At 63.7% G+C, this 17,753-nt stretch carries 16 protein-coding genes and 2 pseudogenes; 4 read left to right on the top strand and 14 right to left on the bottom strand.

Going from position 1 to position 17,753, the window contains the following annotated elements:
• Nucleotides 1–53: 53 nt before the first annotated feature.
• Nucleotides 54–398 (bottom strand): hypothetical protein, encoded by a 345-nt coding sequence (locus ACVW17_RS17775; RefSeq protein WP_456753083.1) that lies wholly within the window; start codon nucleotides 396–398, stop codon nucleotides 54–56.
• A gap of 133 nt (nucleotides 399–531) precedes the next feature.
• On the opposite strand from ACVW17_RS17775, the gene ACVW17_RS17770 reads away from it, so the two are divergent.
• From ACVW17_RS17770 to ACVW17_RS17755, 4 genes and pseudogenes are all read left to right on the top strand, one after another.
• Nucleotides 532–1,032 (top strand): DNA-binding protein, encoded by a 501-nt coding sequence (locus tag ACVW17_RS17770; protein WP_456753082.1) that lies wholly within the window; start codon nucleotides 532–534, stop codon nucleotides 1,030–1,032.
• 56 nt (nucleotides 1,033–1,088) lie between these two features.
• Nucleotides 1,089–3,471 (top strand): annotated as a pseudogene (locus ACVW17_RS17765) (phosphoketolase family protein).
• Nucleotides 3,471–4,637, top strand: a complete 1,167-nt coding sequence (locus tag ACVW17_RS17760) for an acetate/propionate family kinase (RefSeq protein ID WP_456753080.1) — start codon at nucleotides 3,471–3,473, stop codon at nucleotides 4,635–4,637. The pseudogene ACVW17_RS17765 and the gene ACVW17_RS17760 overlap by 1 nt, the downstream one beginning before the upstream one ends.
• A gap of 132 nt (nucleotides 4,638–4,769) precedes the next feature.
• Nucleotides 4,770–6,647 (top strand): DUF4396 domain-containing protein, encoded by a 1,878-nt coding sequence (locus ACVW17_RS17755; RefSeq protein WP_456756461.1) that lies wholly within the window; start codon nucleotides 4,770–4,772, stop codon nucleotides 6,645–6,647.
• Between the two features lie 425 nt (nucleotides 6,648–7,072).
• Here the strand turns inward: ACVW17_RS17755 and ACVW17_RS17750 are convergent, their stop codons facing one another.
• The 13 genes and pseudogenes from ACVW17_RS17750 to ACVW17_RS17690 all read right to left on the bottom strand — a co-directional run bounded on the left by ACVW17_RS17750 (nucleotide 7,073) and on the right by ACVW17_RS17690 (nucleotide 17,695).
• Nucleotides 7,073–7,405, bottom strand: a complete 333-nt coding sequence (locus ACVW17_RS17750) for a hypothetical protein (protein ID WP_456753079.1) — start codon at nucleotides 7,403–7,405, stop codon at nucleotides 7,073–7,075.
• Nucleotides 7,406–7,594: 189 nt separating this feature from the next.
• Nucleotides 7,595–8,578, bottom strand: a complete 984-nt coding sequence (gene dhaK, locus ACVW17_RS17745) for a dihydroxyacetone kinase subunit DhaK (RefSeq protein ID WP_456753078.1) — start codon at nucleotides 8,576–8,578, stop codon at nucleotides 7,595–7,597.
• Between the two features lie 32 nt (nucleotides 8,579–8,610).
• Nucleotides 8,611–9,036, bottom strand: coding sequence for a hypothetical protein (locus ACVW17_RS17740; protein ID WP_456753077.1), 426 nt, complete (start codon nucleotides 9,034–9,036; stop codon nucleotides 8,611–8,613).
• Nucleotides 9,026–10,645 (bottom strand): phosphoenolpyruvate--protein phosphotransferase, encoded by a 1,620-nt coding sequence (gene ptsP / locus ACVW17_RS17735; RefSeq protein WP_456753076.1) that lies wholly within the window; start codon nucleotides 10,643–10,645, stop codon nucleotides 9,026–9,028. Before ptsP ends, ACVW17_RS17740 begins: the two co-directional genes overlap by 11 nt.
• 1 nt (nucleotide 10,646) lies before the next feature.
• Nucleotides 10,647–10,949 carry an HPr family phosphocarrier protein gene (locus tag ACVW17_RS17730; protein ID WP_456753075.1) on the bottom strand — a complete coding sequence of 101 codons (303 nt, stop codon included), beginning with the start codon at nucleotides 10,947–10,949 and terminating at the stop codon, nucleotides 10,647–10,649.
• Nucleotides 10,950–10,980: 31 nt separating this feature from the next.
• Nucleotides 10,981–11,373, bottom strand: coding sequence for a dihydroxyacetone kinase phosphoryl donor subunit DhaM (gene dhaM, locus ACVW17_RS17725; RefSeq protein WP_146989240.1), 393 nt, complete (start codon nucleotides 11,371–11,373; stop codon nucleotides 10,981–10,983).
• Nucleotides 11,370–11,993 carry a dihydroxyacetone kinase subunit DhaL gene (dhaL, locus tag ACVW17_RS17720; RefSeq protein ID WP_456753074.1) on the bottom strand — a complete coding sequence of 208 codons (624 nt, stop codon included), beginning with the start codon at nucleotides 11,991–11,993 and terminating at the stop codon, nucleotides 11,370–11,372. The genes dhaM and dhaL overlap by 4 nt, the downstream gene beginning before the upstream one ends.
• Nucleotides 11,994–12,014: 21 nt before the next feature.
• On the bottom strand, nucleotides 12,015–13,040 hold the full coding sequence (locus tag ACVW17_RS17715; RefSeq protein WP_456753073.1) for an ABC transporter ATP-binding protein: 1,026 nt from the start codon (nucleotides 13,038–13,040) through the stop codon (nucleotides 12,015–12,017).
• Nucleotides 13,033–14,130: an ABC transporter ATP-binding protein gene (locus tag ACVW17_RS17710; protein ID WP_456753072.1), complete on the bottom strand. Its 1,098-nt coding sequence runs from the start codon at nucleotides 14,128–14,130 to the stop codon at nucleotides 13,033–13,035. The genes ACVW17_RS17715 and ACVW17_RS17710 overlap by 8 nt, the downstream gene beginning before the upstream one ends.
• A 3-nt stretch (nucleotides 14,131–14,133) precedes the next feature.
• On the bottom strand, nucleotides 14,134–14,334 hold the full coding sequence (locus ACVW17_RS17705) for a hypothetical protein (protein ID WP_456753071.1): 201 nt from the start codon (nucleotides 14,332–14,334) through the stop codon (nucleotides 14,134–14,136).
• Complete coding sequence (locus tag ACVW17_RS17700; protein WP_456753070.1) at nucleotides 14,331–15,293, bottom strand: carbohydrate ABC transporter permease; 963 nt, start codon at nucleotides 15,291–15,293, stop codon at nucleotides 14,331–14,333. The genes ACVW17_RS17705 and ACVW17_RS17700 overlap by 4 nt, the downstream gene beginning before the upstream one ends.
• Nucleotides 15,290–16,264 carry a carbohydrate ABC transporter permease gene (locus ACVW17_RS17695; RefSeq protein ID WP_456753069.1) on the bottom strand — a complete coding sequence of 325 codons (975 nt, stop codon included), beginning with the start codon at nucleotides 16,262–16,264 and terminating at the stop codon, nucleotides 15,290–15,292. Before ACVW17_RS17695 ends, ACVW17_RS17700 begins: the two co-directional genes overlap by 4 nt.
• A gap of 68 nt (nucleotides 16,265–16,332) precedes the next feature.
• Nucleotides 16,333–17,695 (bottom strand): annotated as a pseudogene (locus ACVW17_RS17690) (ABC transporter substrate-binding protein).
• Nucleotides 17,696–17,753: the final 58 nt, after the last annotated feature.

Raw genomic sequence — 17,753 nt, 5'->3', positions numbered from 1 at the left:
AACGAGTGCCCCGTGTTGTAGTTGGAGCCAGATCGCGCCGCCAGTATCGATGCTCAAGGCTCCGAGATGAGATTTCCAAGTCGAAGGATGATCCTGGCCGGCGGCGGTGGCTGGCCGAAAACCTCGGATTCCCCACGCCGACCTTCGATCGGATACCCGGAGAGGAACTGTTCATCTTCCGGAGTGAGGTCCCGCCTCCGCTTGCACAAGATGCCGTCGATGGCGCGCGCGCGCATGTGCGGCAAAACATGGTGTTCAAGTTGATGGAGTTGCCGCCAATGGCGTCGCCGGGTGGCCGCGTACGCATCGCCGACACCCGCAACTTTCCGATTTCGACCGACGTCGCTGCGGCACTTGTCGAGGTCGATGCTGGCCGTATGCGCGAGATCCACCGGCATCCGAACGCCGCACGAATTGGTCGCGGCGCATCTGAATATTCAGCGCGGGGTGCTCGACGGACTACGCAGCGACAAGCAGCCCGTCATCTGAACGACATTGCATCATTCCCACAATGAGACGCGGAGACCGTCGATGCCAGAACGCAGGACAATTCAAAAGGCGAAGCAAGACCGGCGCCAGGGCAAGTCTGCAACCACCCAGGCCGGAGAGTTCGTGCACGAGGAGATTCGCAAGGTCCGGCGCGGGCAACACGGAGCGAGATCACCGCAACAGGCGATCGCAATCGGCTTGTCCAAGGCGCGGCGCGCGGGTGTTCCGCTCCGGCCCCCCAAGAAGGGCAAGGCAAAGGCGAAAACCCGCAAGAGCGCCGAATATGCCTATGAGGCAGGTCAAGGCAAGCGGAAGCCCCGCCGCCGGCCCGGTGCTTCGCGTGCCGTATCTCGCGCCCTGAAGCGGGAGCCCCACCGCACAGCATCGCGGTCCGCACTGTCGAAACAGGCACGACAGGCGGCGTCGCACCGCTCGGCCTCGGCGCGCTCGGCCGCCTCCCGCAAGGCAGCCAAGACCAAAGGATCGGCGCGCCGCTCCGCCGCGGCAAAAAAGGCGGCCCGGACGAGGGCGCGTCGACGCTAGGCAACGGTTCAATCGTCTAAGATTGGCCTGCTGATGCTTCTCCAAGGACGCTTCCGATGGACGCCAGCCCACTCGACAAAGCCGACCTGACCGCACTCGACCAGTACTGGCAGGCAGCGAACTACCTATCCGTCGGTCAGATATATCTGCTGGACAATCCGCTTCTGCGAGAGCCGCTGCAACCCGAGCACATCAAGCCACGGCTGCTCGGGCATTGGGGGACAACGCCCGGGCTCAATTTCATCTACGCGCACCTCAATCGCGTCATCAGGGCGCGCGATCTCGACATGATCTACATCTGCGGACCGGGCCACGGCGGACCCGGCATGGTCGCCAACACCTACCTTGAAGGAACCTATTCGGAAATCTATCCGGATATCACGCGTGACAAGGACGGCTTGCGAAAGCTCTTCCGGCAGTTCTCGTTTCCAGGCGGCATTCCGAGCCATGCCGCTCCCGAGACGCCCGGATCTATCCATGAAGGTGGCGAACTCGGGTATTCGTTGCTGCATGCCTACGGGGCGGCCTTTGATAACCCGAACCTCATCGTTGCCTGCGTGATCGGCGATGGGGAAGCCGAGACCGGTCCCCTCGCCGCATCCTGGCATTCGAACAAATTCCTCAACCCGGCGCATGACGGCGCCGTCCTCCCGATCCTGCACCTCAACGGCTACAAAATAGCCAACCCCACGATTTTCGGGCGCATGCGCGACGAAGAGATTGCGGATCTGCTCAAGGGGTATGGCTATGACCCGCTTTTTGTCGAAGGCAGCGATCCCAACGACATGCATCCAAAGATGGCGCGGGCTCTCGACGAGATGCTCGATTGCATCGGCGATATTCAGGATCGAGCCCGCGATCACCAGCGTGGAGGCCGCCCACGCTGGCCGATGATGGTCTTGCGCACTCCGAAGGGATGGACCGGTCCGAAAGAAGTCGATGGCAAGAAGATCGAAGGCTTTTGGCGTGCGCATCAGGTTCCCATCGAAGGGGTCCGAACCAACCGCGCGCATCTCGGGATTCTCGAGACCTGGATGCGGAGCTACCGGCCCGAGGCATTGTTCGACGAGGCTGGCTGCCTGCGCGCCGACCTTCAGGCGCTGGCACCAGCGGGCCCGCGCCGGATGGGCGCCAACCCGCACGCCAACGGCGGAACCCTCAAACGAAAGCTGACGCTTCCAGATTACCGCAGCTACGCAGTCGATCTCGTGTCGCCCGGCTCCCAAATCGGCGAGGCCACGCGGACCGTGGGCGGTTATCTCCGTGATGTCATCGGGCTGAATGCGGCGGACAGGACATTTCGACTGATGGGGCCGGACGAAACCGCCTCGAACCGGCTCGACGCGGTTTTCGAGGCCACCGATCGCGTCTGGATGGAAGACATTGAGCCATTCGACGTGGGCCTTGCCCCCGATGGCCGCGTCATGGAGGTGTTGAGCGAGCATCTGTGTCAGGGCTGGCTCGAGGGCTACCTGCTGACCGGACGCCACGGTCTCTTCAACTGCTACGAAGCGTTCGTTCACATCGTCGATTCCATGTTCAAATCAGCATGCCAAATGGCTCGAGGTCTCTCGCCGCCTGCCCTGGCGGCGACCGATCGCATCGTTGAACTATCTGCTCAGTTCGCATGTCTGGCGTCAGGATCATAATGGATTCACGCATCAGGATCCGGGCTTCGTCGACCTCGTCGCGAACAAGGATGCCGACATCGTTCGCGTCTACTTTCCACCCGATGCGAACACCTTGCTCTGCATCACGGATCACTGTCTCCGCACCTACGATCGTATCAATGTCATCGTCGCCGGGAAGCAGCCGTCGCCGCAATGGCTCTCGATGCAGGAGGCTGAGTCGCACTGCAGGGACGGCATTGGTATCTGGCAATGGGCGACCTCGGAGGGGAGCGATGAACCAGACCTGGTCATGGTCTGCGCCGGCGACATTCCAACGCTCGAGACCCTGGCCGCGGTCAGCCTGCTCCGCGAGGCGATGCCCGATCTGAAGATCCGCGTCGTCAACGTCGTCGACCTGATGACGCTGCAGCCGCGCGAGCAGCACCCGCACGGCCTCTCCGACAAGGAATTCGATCGTCTGTTTACGCGTGATCGACCGGTAATCTTCGCCTATCACGGCTATCCCTATATGATCCACCGCCTGACCTACAATCGCGCCAACCATGACAATATCCACGTGCGCGGCTACCGGGAAAAGGGAACCACGACCACGCCATTCGACATGGTGGTGATGAATGAGCTCGACCGCTTTCATCTCGCGATAGAAGCGGTCGAACGCGTTCCCGGCTTGCAGGCGAAGGCGACCGCGATCCGACAGCTCTGCGAGGCAAAGCTGACCGAGCATCACCGCTATATTCGCGAGCATGGTGAGGACATGCCGGACATCCAGAACTGGCACTGGCGTCCCATCTCCGGGCAGGACGAGTGATGGCCAAGGCAATTCTCGCTCTGAACGCCGGCTCATCGAGTATCAAGTTCGCAGCCTATCGGGCCGATGGAGATGATCCTGGGCTCTCGTTGATTTGCAGAGGGCTTTTCGACCGGCATGCTGCGAGTGCAGGGTTCACCATCAGGGATGCCGCGGGCCGGATACTTGATCAAGCGCGGCCTGCCTCCGATGACCAGGCTGATTCCATTTCCTCGTTGCTTCCGCGGCTGCAACCCATTCTCGGCAAGGACGTCCTGGCTGCGGTCGGACACCGGGTCGTGCACGGAGGCGCGCACTTCTCCGCTCCCGCCCTGATCGAGGGCGACGTGCTGCAACGGCTCGATGCGCTGACGCCGCTGGCGCCACTCCATCAACCTGCCTGCCTTGCTCCGATTCGGGCCCTGCAACAGGCGCGTCCCGACCTTTTGCAAATTGCCTGCTTCGACACTGCATTTCACGGCGATATGCCCTCGGTCTACAAGCGGCTGCCAATTCCGGACGTCGGAGACGGCATTCATCGATATGGATTTCACGGCCTCTCGTTCGAATACGTTGCTACCCGACTTCGCTCCCCCCAACAGCGCACTGTCATCGCGCACCTGGGCAACGGATCGAGCGTATGCGCGCTTCAGAACGGCAGAAGCATCAACACGAGCATGAGCCTCACGCCTCTGGACGGCTTGATGATGGCGACACGGTGCGGAGCCATTGACCCGGGCGTTCTGCTCTACCTGCAGAAGTCGAACAGACTCTCGGTCCAGGAACTCGAGGATATTCTTTATCGTCGATCAGGATTGCTCGGCGTCTCCGGTATTTCCGCCGATATGAGGGCACTTCTCGCGACAACCGAGCCTAACTCGAAACTGGCGGTCGATCAGTTCTGCGCGCGAACGGCGGAGTACGTTGCGGTGATGGCGACTAACCTCGGCGGCCTTGATGTTCTCGTGTTTACCGGCGGCATCGGCGAGAACAGTTCGCGAATTCGTGGCGATATCTGCGCGAGACTTCGCTGGATCGGCATCGAAATCGACGAGATTGAAAATGAGCGGGGCTCGACCACGATTTCCTCGCCCGGTAGCCCGATCGAGGTTCGGAGGATCCCCACGGATGAAGAGGCAATGATCGCCGAGCACACTCTGGTTCTGCTCGCCGGATTGAGCCGATGAGGCCGTCGGCGTGGCCGTCTGCGCTGCGCCTCCATATCGCAACGACCAAGGGCTTCTGGGAGACAAGTTCAGGAATGAGCCCCGGGGGCCGAGTTGCGACAGTGAAGTGACCCCGACCGGAAAGTGATCACGATGATCGCAATGCCCTATGACTATTTTCTGATATCGTGGTTCGCACTCGCCTTCGCTTCGACGGCGTACGTCGCTTACGATCAGTTTGCTGGCAATCCCGAACCTACCGTGATGAAATGGGGCTTCATTCTCATCACGCTCTACATGGGGCCGTTCGGGCTTCTCCTCTATGTCCTGACGGACAAGGAGCCGCGGCCGGGCGAGCATGAGGCATTCACCGCTCCCTTATGGAAGCAGGGCGTCGGCAGCACGATCCATTGCGTCGCGGGCGACGCAACCGGTATCATCCTGGCGGCGGTGATCACCGCATCGCTTGCCCTGCCGATGTGGGTCGACCTGATCGTCGAGTATCTGACAGGGTTCTCGTTTGGCCTGTTCGTCTTCCAGTCGCTCTTCATGAAACGCATGATGGGTGGCAGCTACTGGGACAATGTCAAAGCGAGCTTCATGCCCGAGTTCATCAGCATGAATGCGATGATGGCCGGTATGGCCCCCACGATGAGCACCTTGATGATGGGCCGCGACATGCGCGCGATGGACCCGCTCGAGCTTGTCTTCTGGGGCGTGATGTCAATTGGCGTCATGGTCGGATTCTCGACCGCGTATCCCTTTAACGTCTGGATGGTCAAGAATGGCATCAAGCACGGCCTGATGACCGAGCGCCCGCATGCGAAGCAACAGCAGCACGCACATCAAGACCACAAGCAGCATCGCCACGGCGAACAGCAGAGCGCCGGGCAAGAGCACCGCGGGATGGCTGGCCGAGGCATGAAAAAACAAGCAACGATCGCACAGCAGGCCGCCCTCGCCGCTGTCACGTCATTGCTCCTGATCTCCGGAATGGTCCTGCCGGGCTTCTCGGTCAATCTCGGCCTGAGCGGGCACGATGTCGATGATGCGATCATGCCGCCGGGCATGATCGGTACTTTCGATCTCTCGGGCGATGCGATGAAGGACATGGCGGCCGTCAAGCCGCGGCAGGTCGGCTATGTGGCGCCAGCCGACGCCCGTGGCGACCGGGTGCTGGAGCCGCGGATCGAGAACGGCGTCAAAGTGTTCGATATCGATGCGTCCGTCATTCGCTGGAACATCCTGCCCGATGTCGCGGTGGACGCCTATGCCTACAACCGCCAGATCCCCGGGCCGCGCTTGCAACTCACCGAGGGCGATCACGTCCGGATCAACTTCCACAACAATCTGCCGGAATCGACGACGGTCCACTGGCACGGGCTGATCGTACCGAACGCGATGGACGGCCCGGCCGAGATTACGCAGCCGCCGATTCCGCCGGGTGGCTCGTACACATACGAGTACGAGGTCGGTCAGCACGGAACCTATTTCTATCACAGCCATGATCGCCCGGATCGCCAACAGGCGCTGGGGCTGTATGGCGCGCTGATCATCGCGCCGAAAGATCCGAACTCCGAAGTCGCGGCCGATCTCGACTATGTCGTCCAGTTGCAGGAATGGCTGAAGCGCGAATGGCGCACTTACCCGGCGATGCTGATGGAAGGCGAGATGCCGAACTATTTCACCATCAACGGCAAGGCCTATCCGGCGACCGACACGATATCAATGAAGGTCGGTCAAACCATCAAGGTCAGGTTCATTGGCACCAACAACAATTTCGTGCACCCGATGCATATCCACGGCGGCCCCTTCGAGGTCGTGGCGGTTGACGGGGTGACCCTGAGTGACACCGCGCGTTACCAGGCCGACACAATCAATGTCGGACCAGGGCAGCGTTACGATGTGATCTGGACGGCGCGCAAGCCGGGCAAATGGCTCGTGCATTGTCATATCCCGCATCACACCGAGAATAACAACACCGAGCAGAATGGCGGCGGTGGCTTGATGCTGGTCTTGAACGTTGAATAAGAATCTTCGGGGCATTCGCCTCAAAGCCGCGCGATGGCATCCATTTTCTCGAGAGTTGACGTCTCACATGATCTCGACCATCCCATAGCGTCTGCACCGGGTTTCAGCCACTCCCTCCCGACCTCGTTCCATCATTGAGCGCACCGATGCCCCGGTGCGGAACCTGATGAGGCGAATGATCGCTCCATGCCGCGGCAGAGCAATCGGATCCGGCTACAGCCGCGCCAATCGCGCGGGGGCACGGCATCATTTCGGAATAATAGAATAGTACCGCTGATTTGCCCGCCATGTCAAGTTCCGTGACGAATGCCGGATCGAACACCGGGCTACCGCCCGGCTCCTTTGCATGGGGTTGTTTTCGCTGTTTTGGCCGTGCGCCCCGCGAACGAAGATCGGCGATAACCTCGGCCTGTCGCGGGGCGGATTCAGGCGCGCAGCCGCAGCGAGATCTCGGTGCTGGCGAACGTCCTGTCCGGCGTCAGCACCACCATGTCGACGACGGTCATCGAGCCGGGCTGGCTGTAGACATATTTGACGTGCCAAAGCGGCCCGATATCGGGCGAGATGACAAAATCACCGGATTCGAGCGCCCTGGCGATCGTCCTGACCGCCTCGCTATTCCTGATCGGAAGCGAAAACACCGCGTCCATCAGCGCAGCAAGGCTGACGCCCTCGGCGAGGAAGGCGCGCGCAACATTGTCCCCGTGCGCCTGTCGAAGGGCCGACACGATCGCGGCGACAGCTTCCGGGTTCCTCACGCGACGCGCCTTGTTGAGCAGAGTTCGCCGGCCCTCGACTCAACGGGCTGGCTCCAGGCATCTTATAATGCAGGAAACGGCCCGTTGGTAAGGCTTCCGAAGTGCGATTCGCTGCGGCGATCACGCTTCCGTTGACACGCCTTCAACGGACCGCTCGTCACGGTTCGGTTCAGGATTCGAGAGGCGCGATCACCATTTCAACGCTGCCGTGCGGACCGGGTCGTCCCACAACGCGGCCGTCTCGGCATCGAGCAGGCTCACCGTGAGCGAGCAGCCGGCCATATCCAGCGAGGTGACGTAGCTGCCGACCAGCGAGCGCGCGATGCGCAGCCCGCGCTGCTCGAGCATGCGGCGCGCCGCATTGTACATCAGATAGAGCTCGATCGTCGGCGTGCCGCCGAAGCCGTTGACCAGCAGCAGGGCTTCGGAGCCCGTGGGCGCCGCAAGATCGTCGGCGATGGCGGTCGTCATTTCCGACGCGATCGCGTCGGCGGCTTCGAGCTTGACACGGCGGCGGCCCGGCTCGCCGTGGATGCCGACGCCCACCTCCATCTCGTCCGCACCGAGCGCGAAGGTCGGCGTGCCAGCGGCAGGCACCGTGCAGCTGGTCAGCGCCACGCCCATCGAACGCGTCCGCGCGTTGACGCGCTCGCCGAGCGCCACACAGGTCGCGAGATCGGCGCCCTTCTCAGCGGCCGCGCCGACGATCTTTTCGACGACCAGCGTGCCGGCGACGCCGCGGCGGCCGATGCTGTAGGTCGACTTCTCGACCGCGACATCGTCGTCGGTCACGATGGTGGCGGTGCGGCATTCGGCGATCTCGTCCGCCATCTCGAAATTCATGCGATCGCCGGCATAGTTCTTGACGATGAACAGCACGCCGGCATCGCCCGCGACCGCCTGCGCGGCCTCGACGATCTGGTCCGGCGTCGGCGAGGTGAACACCTGGCCGGGACAGGCGGCATCCAGCATGCCGTGGCCGACGAAGCCGGCATGCAGCGGCTCATGCCCGCTGCCGCCGCCCGAGACCAGCGCGACCTTCCTGCGGTTCAGCTCGCGGCGGCGAACGAATTTGCGCTCGGCGCCCAGCGCGACCAGATCGGCATGCGCGGCCGCAAAGCCGTCGAGGCTCTCTGCGAGAACGTTGTCGACCGCATTGATGAACTTCTTCATGGTGTCCTCCCCGCCTCGTTCGGCGTTTTCGCCTATTTTTCCCGCATGACGGCAATCAGGCGCCGCGTGAACTCCTGCAGCAGCGCGTCGAGCTCGGCATTGCGCTTGGAACTGCCGAGATCCGGCAGATGCAGGGTCAGCGTCCGCTCATGCGAGCCTTCGCTGAGCCGGCCGACGCGGCGCGGATGCGCGCGGGCATAGGCGCGCAAGAAGGCCGTCTTGGCCTGCGGCGGGAAGTGGCAGACATCGAAGATCGTGTTGAGATGCTGCACCGGGATCGGCACCGGATAGGCCGGGTTGCTGATCTGGCTGACGAAGCTGCGGTTCTTGCCGATGGCATGGGCCAGCCGCAGCCGCATGCCGGACGGGCGGCTCTCCAGCACTTCCTTGAAGATGCGCTTGTAGACCGCAACCGCGCCGGCTTCGGGCGCTTCATCGGCCGCCGTGTCAGCCAACACTGCCTCCGCTGCTCAGCCGATCGATGGTCTGCTTGATCTGCGCCAATGCCGAGGCGTTCACCGACAATTCGCGCAGCCCGCAGTTCAAAAGCGCGGGCAGACAGCGCGAATCGCCCGCCATGTCGCCGCACAGGCTGACGCTGACGCCGGCGCGGCGGCCGTGCTCCGCGGTCCGCGCGATCAGTTCGAGCACTGCGGGATGCAGCGGATCCATCAGGGGGGCGAGAGCTCCGTTGGAACGATCGCAGGCCAGCACATATTGCGCGAGATCGTTCGAGCCGATCGAGAAGAAGGCGGCCTTGAAGCTCGAGACCGCCAGGGCCGCCGCCGGGACTTCGACCATGATTCCCAGTTCGGGAAGCATTGCGGCAATGCCGTCCGCCTGCAAGCGCTGCACGGTATCGGCGAACAGCTTCCGCCCCGCCTCGAGCTCGTCGGCCGAGGTCACCATCGGGAACATGACCTTGAGATTGCCGCGTACCGCGGCGCGGGCCAGCGCGCGCAGCTGCACGGCAAAAATCTCCGGCCGCGCCAGGCACAGCCGCAGGCCGCGCACGCCGAGGAACGGATTGGCCTCGCCATCCAGCGTGAAGCCGGGCACCGGCTTGTCGCCACCGGCATCGAAGGTGCGGATCGTCACCGGCCGCTGGCCGGCCCAGCGCAGGACCGCATCATAGGCCTGGAACTGGGTTTCCTCGTCCGGTAGCTCGCTCCGACCGGCGAGCAAGAATTCGGTCCGCATCAGGCCGATGCCGTCGGCATATTGCGCGTCCGCGTGATCGAGGTCGTCGACGCGCTGGATATTGATCAGCAGCTTGATGTGCTCGCCGCGCCACGACGCCGTCGGCCGCCGCAGGATGGCGCGCGCGGATGCCCTGCTCTTGCGATGGCTCTCGCGCCGCTTCTCGAAGATGCGCACCTGCTCGGCGCTGGGATCGAGCTCCAGCGTCGCGCCCTCGCCGTCGAGCAGCGCCGTGGTGCCGGCATCGGGAATGCTGCCGAGCTGGACCACCATCGGGATGCCGCGCGCGCGCGCCAGCATCGCGACATGGCTGGTCGGACTGCCGTGCAGCAGCGCGAGACCGCCGCCGCCGGACCAGTCGATCTCCAGGAAGCGCGACGGCGGCAGGTCGTCGGCACAGACCACGCCGCCGCTCGGAATCTTCAGCGGCTCGCCCGCGTCGCCGCGCAGGATGTGGACCACACGGTCGCGCAAATCCGCAAGGTCCGACGAGCGAGCCTGCAGATACTCATCCTCCGCCGCATTGTACTCCGCGATCTGCTCGTCGAGCGTCGAACGCCATGCGAGGTCGGCCGGGCGCCCCTCGCCGATCGACGCGAAGATCGCCTCGATCAGATCCTCATCCTCCAGCAATGCGACCTGAAACTCGAGGATCTGCGCGGCTTCGCCGCCGGCGCTGGCGGCAAGATCGGCAATCTGCCCGCTTGCGAGATCGATCGCCTTGCGCAGCGCGAGCGCCTCCTCGACCAGCGTGCCGGCGACCCGCTCGCCGCCCGCGCCGGCGTCGACGCGGACGAGCGGACCATGGGCAAAGCCGATCGAGGCGGTCCTGCCGCGGTAAGCCAGTCCTGCAGCGCCGCCCTGCATGCTAGCCCGCTCCATCCGGAAAATCGCTGGCGACCAGATCGACCAGCGCGGCGACGGCAGCCTCGGCATCGCTGCCGGACGCCTTTATCTCGATCGTGCTGCCGTGCGTGGCACGCATCGCCATGATCTTGGCCACGCTCTTGGCATTGATCCACTCCGGTGCACCCGCGACCCGCACCGAGATCTGGGCCTGGAATTTCTTGGCGAGCTTGGTCAGCTTGACCGCGGGGCGCGCATGCATGCCCACCGCGTGCACCAGCCGCACATTGCCGGTGAAAATCTGTTCGTCCGCTTTATCAAGCATGCTCATCATCCATCATCGCTTCGCCGACATCTCAGTCGGCCGAGAGTTCTTCGGCCACCGCCTTGACCTGGGCCAGCGTGCTGCCGCCCGCCGCTTCGGTCGCCGCCATCACGGCGCCCTCGACGATCGGCGCGTTGCAGACGACAACGAGATCGCGCCGCGCAGGCTCCAACATCTCGACCGCCATTTCACTGTTGGTCTCGGCACCGCCGAGATCGACCAGCACCGCGACGCCCTTGGGAGACCAGGCGGCATTGATCGCGTCGATGATCAGCGGCACGCTGGTGCCCAATCCGCCGTCCGGATTGCCGCCACAAAAGGCCACCTTGACCTCGCTGCCGACCATCTGCCGCACCATGTCGGCGGTTCCCTTGGCGATGTCGCTGGAATGCGAAACGATCACGATTCCCACGGTGTCGGTCATGCGCGTGCCTCCAGGCCCGCGCACACCGCCTGCACCAGCACGCAGCTCGACCGCGCGCCGGGATCGACATGCCCGACGCTGCGCGCACCGAGGAACGACGCGCGTCCCTTGGTGGCCTGCATCGGCGCGGTCCGCTCGACCGCCTCGGTCGCGGTGCTGCGCACCCGCGCGATCAGATCCGGCTGGCCGGCCGCCGTCTTCAACGTCTCCAGCACGGGAACCAGCACATCCAGCATCGTCTTCTCGCCAACCTGCGAGCGGCCGCGCGCGCTTACCGCGTTGACGGCGCTGCCGAACACATCGGCGATATCCTCGGGCAGCTGCTTGTCATGCGAGAGCGCCTCGCCCGCGGCCAGAAAGAAGCTGCCATAGAGCGGCCCGGAGGCGCCGCCGACCGTCATCACCAAGGTCTTGCCGATCATCTTGAAGGCCTCGTCGAGCGGCTGCGCCGAGATGACATCGAGTTTGCCGAGCACGGCTTCGCAACCGCGCTTCATGTTGGTCCCGTGGTCGCCGTCGCCGATCGCCTGATCGAGGCTGGTCAGCTCCGGCGCGCTGGCGATGACCTGCTCTGCGGCCGCCTTGACCAACGACTTGAATGTCTCTGATGGCACCGACATCTGTTCGATCCTCTCGCCCCTCTAATGAACCGCAGCGGGAATGCGCTGCCCCGCACGGTCGAAATACAGCGGATGCACGAAGTGCAAATCGACCTCCTGGCCGGCCTGCAGCGGCCGATGCGGATCGGCCAGCGTCACCAGCGTCTCGCCCTTATAGTCCAGGTGAATATGATTCTGCTCGCCAAGGTGCTCGACCCGATGCACGCGGCCGACCATCTGCCCGCCATTGCGCGCAGCGAGCTGAAGATGCTCGGTGCGAATGCCGATCGTCTCGGTTCCCGGCGGCACCATGACATCGGAAAGCAGCCTCGCCGGCAGGAAATTGATCTGCGGCGTGCCGAGCCGCGAAGCGACGTAGCTGCTGGACGGGCTTTCGTAGATCTCCCGCGGCGTGCCGAGCTGAAGCAGCTGTCCGTCCCGGATCACGCCAATGCGCGAGGCCATCGTCATCGCTTCGACCTGATCGTGGGTGACGTAGAGGATCGTGGCGCCGAGCTCGATCTGGATCCGCTTGAGCTCCAGCCGAAGCTCGCTGCGGAGTTTTGCGTCCAGCGAGGACAGCGGCTCATCCATCAGATAGATCGAGGGGTCGCGGACCAGCGCCCGGCCGATCGCCACGCGCTGCATCTCGCCGCCGGACAGCCGGGTGGCGCGGTTATTCAGCTTGCTTGCGATGTGCAGCAGCTCCGCGGTCTGCTCGACCCGCTTGCGGATGATCGGCTCCGCCACCCGCCGCGCCGGCGAGCGCAGCGGAAACGCCAGATTGTCGTAGACCGTGAGATGCGGATACAGCGAATATTGCTGGAACACGAAGGCGATGTCGCGCGAGCCCGGCGGATCGTGCGTCACGTCGCGCCCGTCGATCACGACCGAGCCCGCATCGGGGGTCTCCAAGCCGGTAATCAGCCGCAGTGTCGTGGTCTTGCCGGCGCCGCTCGGTCCGAGCAGCACCAGGAATTCGCCGTCCTTCACCGCCAGCGAGAGGTCGCGGACCGCGTCCACCGCGCCGAAGCGCTTGGTGACGTTGCGCAGGGTGACGTCAGCCATGGCGCAGGCCCTCGTCGCTCGCGGTCCTGATCGCAAGGCCGCTGCCGATGTCGAACAACGCCAGCCGCGCTGCGTTGAATTCGAGGCCGATGGTCTCGCCGATCCGCACCGACGCACTCGACGGTAGCCGCGCCGCGACCCGGCCGTAGGCCGTGTCGACGGTGACGATCTGGGTGGTGCCGAGATATTCCGCGCCGAACACCTCGCCGCGCACGGCGCCGGCGTCGGCGAAGCGGATATGCTCCGGACGGACGCCGAGCGCCAGCGGCGCGTTGGCGCGGTCCTCGCGGATCTCCGGCACCGCAAGCCTGGTTTCGTGGAAAGAGATCGCGCGATCGCCGGAGCGCAAGCCGCCCTCGAAGCGCAGGAAGTTCATCGGCGGCGAGCCGATAAAGTCGGCAACGAACATGCTGGCGGGCCGGTCATAGACCTCCTGCGGCGTGCCGATCTGCTCGACGCGTCCCTTGTTCATGACGGCGATCTGGTCGGCCATCGACATCGCCTCGAGCTGGTCATGCGTGACATAAACCGTGGTCGCCTTGATGCGATCGTGCAGGTCGCGCAATTCGCCGCACATCAGATGGCGGAATTCGGCGTCAAGCGCGCCGAGCGGCTCATCCATCAGGAACGCCTTCGGCCGGCGCACCATGGCGCGCCCGAGCGCGACGCGCTGCCGGTCGCCGCCCGAGAGTTTCGAGGTCTTGCTCGACAGCAGATGCTCGATCCGCAGCATCCGCGCGGTCTCCTGCACCCGCTCGCGAATCTCGCGCCTCGCCATGCCCTGGCACTTCAGCGGGAAGCCGATGTTCTCGCCGACATTCATGTGCGGATAGAGCGCGAACAGCTGGAACACGAAGGCGATGTCGCGGGCGGCAGCGCGGTGGAACGTGACGTCCTCGCCGTCGAGCAGGATCTTGCCTTCGGTCGGCAATTCGAGGCCGGCGATCATGCGCAAGGTGGTGGTCTTGCCGCAGCCGGACGGCCCGAGCATCGCGAAGAACGTGCCGTCGTCGATCGTGAAGGTCGAGCCTTCCACCGCGGTGAACTGATCGAACGACTTGCGCAGGTTTTCGATGCGGATCTGTGCCATGGCCTATTCCGGAAAATGGCTGACGATGACGAAGCCGACCGTGCCAGTCAGGATCGTCACGAAGGAGTAGCTGTAGAGATCGATCGACCACGGCTGCACCAGCATGAAGATGCCGCCTCCGATTAGGGTCATTGCGACGGCCTCCCACGGCCCGCGACGGAACCAGCGCGCTACATAACCTTTGGCAACCACAGAGCCGCTCATTTGCGCACCGCTCCGAAGGTGATGCCGCGCAGCAGATGCCTGCGCAACAGCACGGTGAACATGACGATCGGGACGACGAACAGCGTGGTCGCGGCCGCAACCGCCGGCCAGTCCTGCCCGCCTTCGCCGATGATGAACGGGATGAAGGGCGGCATAGTCTGCGCCTCGCCGCTCGTCAGCAGCACCGCGAACGCATATTCGTTCCACGAGAAGATCAGGCAGAAGATCGCGGTCGCCGCAATGCCGGTAACGGCCTGCGGCAACACCACCTTGCGCAGCGCCTGCAGCCGCGTATAGCCGTCGACCAGCGCTGCCTCCTCGTACTCGCGCGGAATCTCGTCGATGAACCCCTTGAGCAGCCAGACCGCGAGCGAGACGTTCACCGCGGTGTAGAGCAGGATCATGCCGAGCCGCGTGTCGGTCAAATTGAGCTGCCGGTACATCAGATAGATCGGGATCGCCACCGCGACCGGCGGCATCATGCGCGTCGAAAGGATGAAGAACAGCAGATCGTCCGCCAAGGGTATGCGGAAGCGCGAGAATGCGTAGGCCGCGAGCGTGCCGAGGAAGACCGCAAGGAAGGTCGAGCCGAAGCCGATGATCAGCGAGTTGACGAAGCGCGGCACGACTTTCGACGGCCCGGCGATCACCATGTCGCGCTGCCGCACCAGCTTGTCGTACCAGGTCTGTGGCGGCGGCAGCTTGGCAATGAAGTCTGGCGTCTGGCGGGTGCGCACGGTGAACAGGTTGACATAGCCTTCGAGGGTCGGCTCGAAGATCACCTTGGGCGGATAGGCGATGGCATCGCTCTGCGACTTGAAAGCGGTGGCGACGATCCACAGCAGCGGCAGGATCGTGATCACCGCATACAGGATGACGAGACCGCCGGCGAACGCCTTGGCGCACGGCGAGGCCTCGACGATGGAATGCGCGGTGGATCTGGCGGCGGCAGCGGTCATCGTTGCTTCACCTTGTTGAGCGTCTTGACGTAGATGTTGGCGGCACCGAACACGGTCACGAACAGGATGATGGCGAGCGCCGAGGAATAGCCGGTGCGCCACTTCTCGAACGCCGCGCGCTTCAACGAGATCGACACCAGCTCGGTGGTCGAGCCCGGCCCGCCCGAGGTCAGCAGGTTGACCATGTCGAACATCTTGAAATTCTCGATGGCACGGAACAGTACCGCGAGCATCAGGAACGGCACCGTCATCGGCAGCGTGATCGACCAGAACTGCCGCCATGCCGAGGCACGATCGACTTCCGCCGCCTCATAGATGTAATCGGGGATCGAGCGCAGCCCGGCGAGACAGATCAGCATGACGTAGGGCGCCCACATCCAGGTATCGACCAGCACGATGGTCCACGGTGCAAGCGACACCTGCCCGGTCATGCTGAACGAGCTTGGCGGCACGCCGGTAAACAGGCTGATCAGGTAGTTGAACGGACCGATCTGCGGCTGCAGCAGCAACGTCCAGAAATTGCCGACCACCGCCGGCGACAGCATCATCGGCAGCAGGATGATCGTGGTCCAGAAACTGTGGCCGCGAAACTGGCGGTTGATCAACAGCGCCAGGCCGAAGCCCACGACCACCTGCAACGCCACCGACGAGATCACGAACTGCGCCGTGGTCTGCAGCCGGAACCAGACGTCCTCGTCGTTGAGGATGTCGCTGAAATTGTCGAGACCAACGAACCGCAGCGGCAGATAGGACATGCTGAGGTTGAGGTTGGTGAAGGACAGCCGGATCATCCAGATCAGCGGAAAGATATTGATCGCAAGCAGCAGCGCGATCGTCGGCGCGACGAACAGCCAGGCGATGGTCCGATCCGACAGACCGTGGCCGCCCCGGGCGATGCGGGATGTAACAGGCTTGCTCACGCCTGGGATCGTAGCATGATCGGGTTGCAGGATCGTCGTCATCGTGTCCATCAGCTGGCTGGATCGGCTTCCCCGAGATCTAGTCGGGGAAGCCAGTTCAGGTGGAGTGTCGGCGCCTTCTATTGCGAGGAGGCGACTTCCTTGCCCTGCTCCTTGAACACCTTGGTCCAGTCCTTGACCAGGAGATCGAGCGCTTGCTGTGACGTGCCCTTGTCGGCGACGACGTAGTCATGCACCCGCTTCTGCATGTCGAGCAGCAACTGCGCGTAGGACGGCTCGGCCCAGAAGTCCTTGACGATGCCCATCGACTCCAGGAATTGCGGCGCGAACGCCGCGCTCTTCGGGAAGTCGGGCGCATCGACCACCGCCTTGAGAGCGGAGTAACCGCCGATCTGCCACCATTTCTGCTGCACGGCGGGCTGCGCGAACCACTTGATGTAGGTCAGCGCATCGTCCTTGTGGTCGGAGGTTGCCACCACCGAGATGCCCTGCCCGCCGAGCTGGGTGAAGTGCCCCTTCGGACCGGCCGGATTGACGAAGAAGCCGATCTTGTCGCCGCCGACATTCGGATCCTTGTAGAGGCCGGGGAAGAAGGCGAACCAGTTCATCTGCATCGCGACCTGGCCGGACTTGAAGGCATCAAGGCCTTCCTGCATGTAGGCGTTGGTCATGCCGGGCGCCGTGCAGCACTTGTAGAGCTCCTTGTAGAACTCGAGCCCCTTGGCCGCGTCGGCGGAGTTGACGATGCCCTGCATCTGATACGGCTTCTTCGGATTGTCGTAGGCAAAGCCGTAATTGTAGAGCACATTGGTCACGCCCATCGTGATGCCTTCCGAGCCGCGCTCGGTGAAGATGTAGGCGCCCGTAGACCTTCTTGCCGTCGATTTCGCGGCCCTGGAAGAACTCGGCGATCTGCTTGAGCTCGTCATAGGTCTTCGGCGGCGCCAGGTCGCGGCCGTACTTGGCCTTGAACGCGGATTGGATCTCGGGCCGCGAGAACCAGTCCTTGCGGTAGGTCCAGCCCACCGCGTCGGCCATCGCCGGCAGCGCCCAGTAGTTCGGCGTGTTCTTCGGCCACTGCGAGTAGCCGACGACCGTCGCCGGGACGAAGTCGTCCATCGAGATCTTCTCCTTGTCGAAGAAGTCGTTGAGCTTGACGTACCACTTGTTCTCGGCGGCGCCGCCGATCCACTGGCTGTCGCCGATGATCAAATCGCAGAGCTTGCCGTGGGAGTTGAGCTCGTTGAGGAAGCGATCGGCATAGCTCGTCCAGGGCACGAACTCGTACTTCATCTCGATGCCGGATTGCTTGGTGAAGTCCTTGCCCAGCTCGACCAGCGCGTTCGCCGGATCCCATGCCGCCCAGCACAGCGTGAGCTGCTTGCCTTGTGCTGCGGCTTCGCCGCCGCCGAAACCGGCGAGTGCCGCGGCCGCAACAACCGCGGACGCCGCCGTACTGCGTAACCATCCCAGTGTTCGCATATCCATTCCTCCCTATCGTTGAAGCACCTAACCCGCTCGACGCATCCCTGCCGGATCG

The sequence above is a fragment of the Bradyrhizobium sp. USDA 4473 genome (assembly GCF_054063335.1).
Note: the sequence above shows the minus strand (reverse complement) of the source record. Positions and strands in the feature narration are given on the sequence as shown.

Coding starts and splice junctions, on each gene's coding strand:
- ACVW17_RS17770 (WP_456753082.1), top strand. CDS start 532: ATGCCAGAACGCAGGACAATTCAAAAGGCGAAGCAAGACCGGCGCCAG.
- dhaK (WP_456753078.1), bottom strand. CDS start 8,578: ATGAAGAAGTTCATCAATGCGGTCGACAACGTTCTCGCAGAGAGCCTC.
- dhaM (WP_146989240.1), bottom strand. CDS start 11,373: ATGACCGACACCGTGGGAATCGTGATCGTTTCGCATTCCAGCGACATC.
- ptsP (WP_456753076.1), bottom strand. CDS start 10,645: ATGCAGGGCGGCGCTGCAGGACTGGCTTACCGCGGCAGGACCGCCTCG.
- ACVW17_RS17700 (WP_456753070.1), bottom strand. CDS start 15,293: ATGACCGCTGCCGCCGCCAGATCCACCGCGCATTCCATCGTCGAGGCC.
- ACVW17_RS17705 (WP_456753071.1), bottom strand. CDS start 14,334: ATGAGCGGCTCTGTGGTTGCCAAAGGTTATGTAGCGCGCTGGTTCCGT.
- ACVW17_RS17730 (WP_456753075.1), bottom strand. CDS start 10,949: ATGCTTGATAAAGCGGACGAACAGATTTTCACCGGCAATGTGCGGCTG.
- ACVW17_RS17695 (WP_456753069.1), bottom strand. CDS start 16,264: ATGGACACGATGACGACGATCCTGCAACCCGATCATGCTACGATCCCA.
- ACVW17_RS17710 (WP_456753072.1), bottom strand. CDS start 14,130: ATGGCACAGATCCGCATCGAAAACCTGCGCAAGTCGTTCGATCAGTTC.
- ACVW17_RS17715 (WP_456753073.1), bottom strand. CDS start 13,040: ATGGCTGACGTCACCCTGCGCAACGTCACCAAGCGCTTCGGCGCGGTG.
- dhaL (WP_456753074.1), bottom strand. CDS start 11,993: ATGTCGGTGCCATCAGAGACATTCAAGTCGTTGGTCAAGGCGGCCGCA.
- ACVW17_RS17760 (WP_456753080.1), top strand. CDS start 3,471: ATGGCCAAGGCAATTCTCGCTCTGAACGCCGGCTCATCGAGTATCAAG.
- ACVW17_RS17755 (WP_456756461.1), top strand. CDS start 4,770: ATGATCGCAATGCCCTATGACTATTTTCTGATATCGTGGTTCGCACTC.
- ACVW17_RS17775 (WP_456753083.1), bottom strand. CDS start 398: ATGCCGGTGGATCTCGCGCATACGGCCAGCATCGACCTCGACAAGTGC.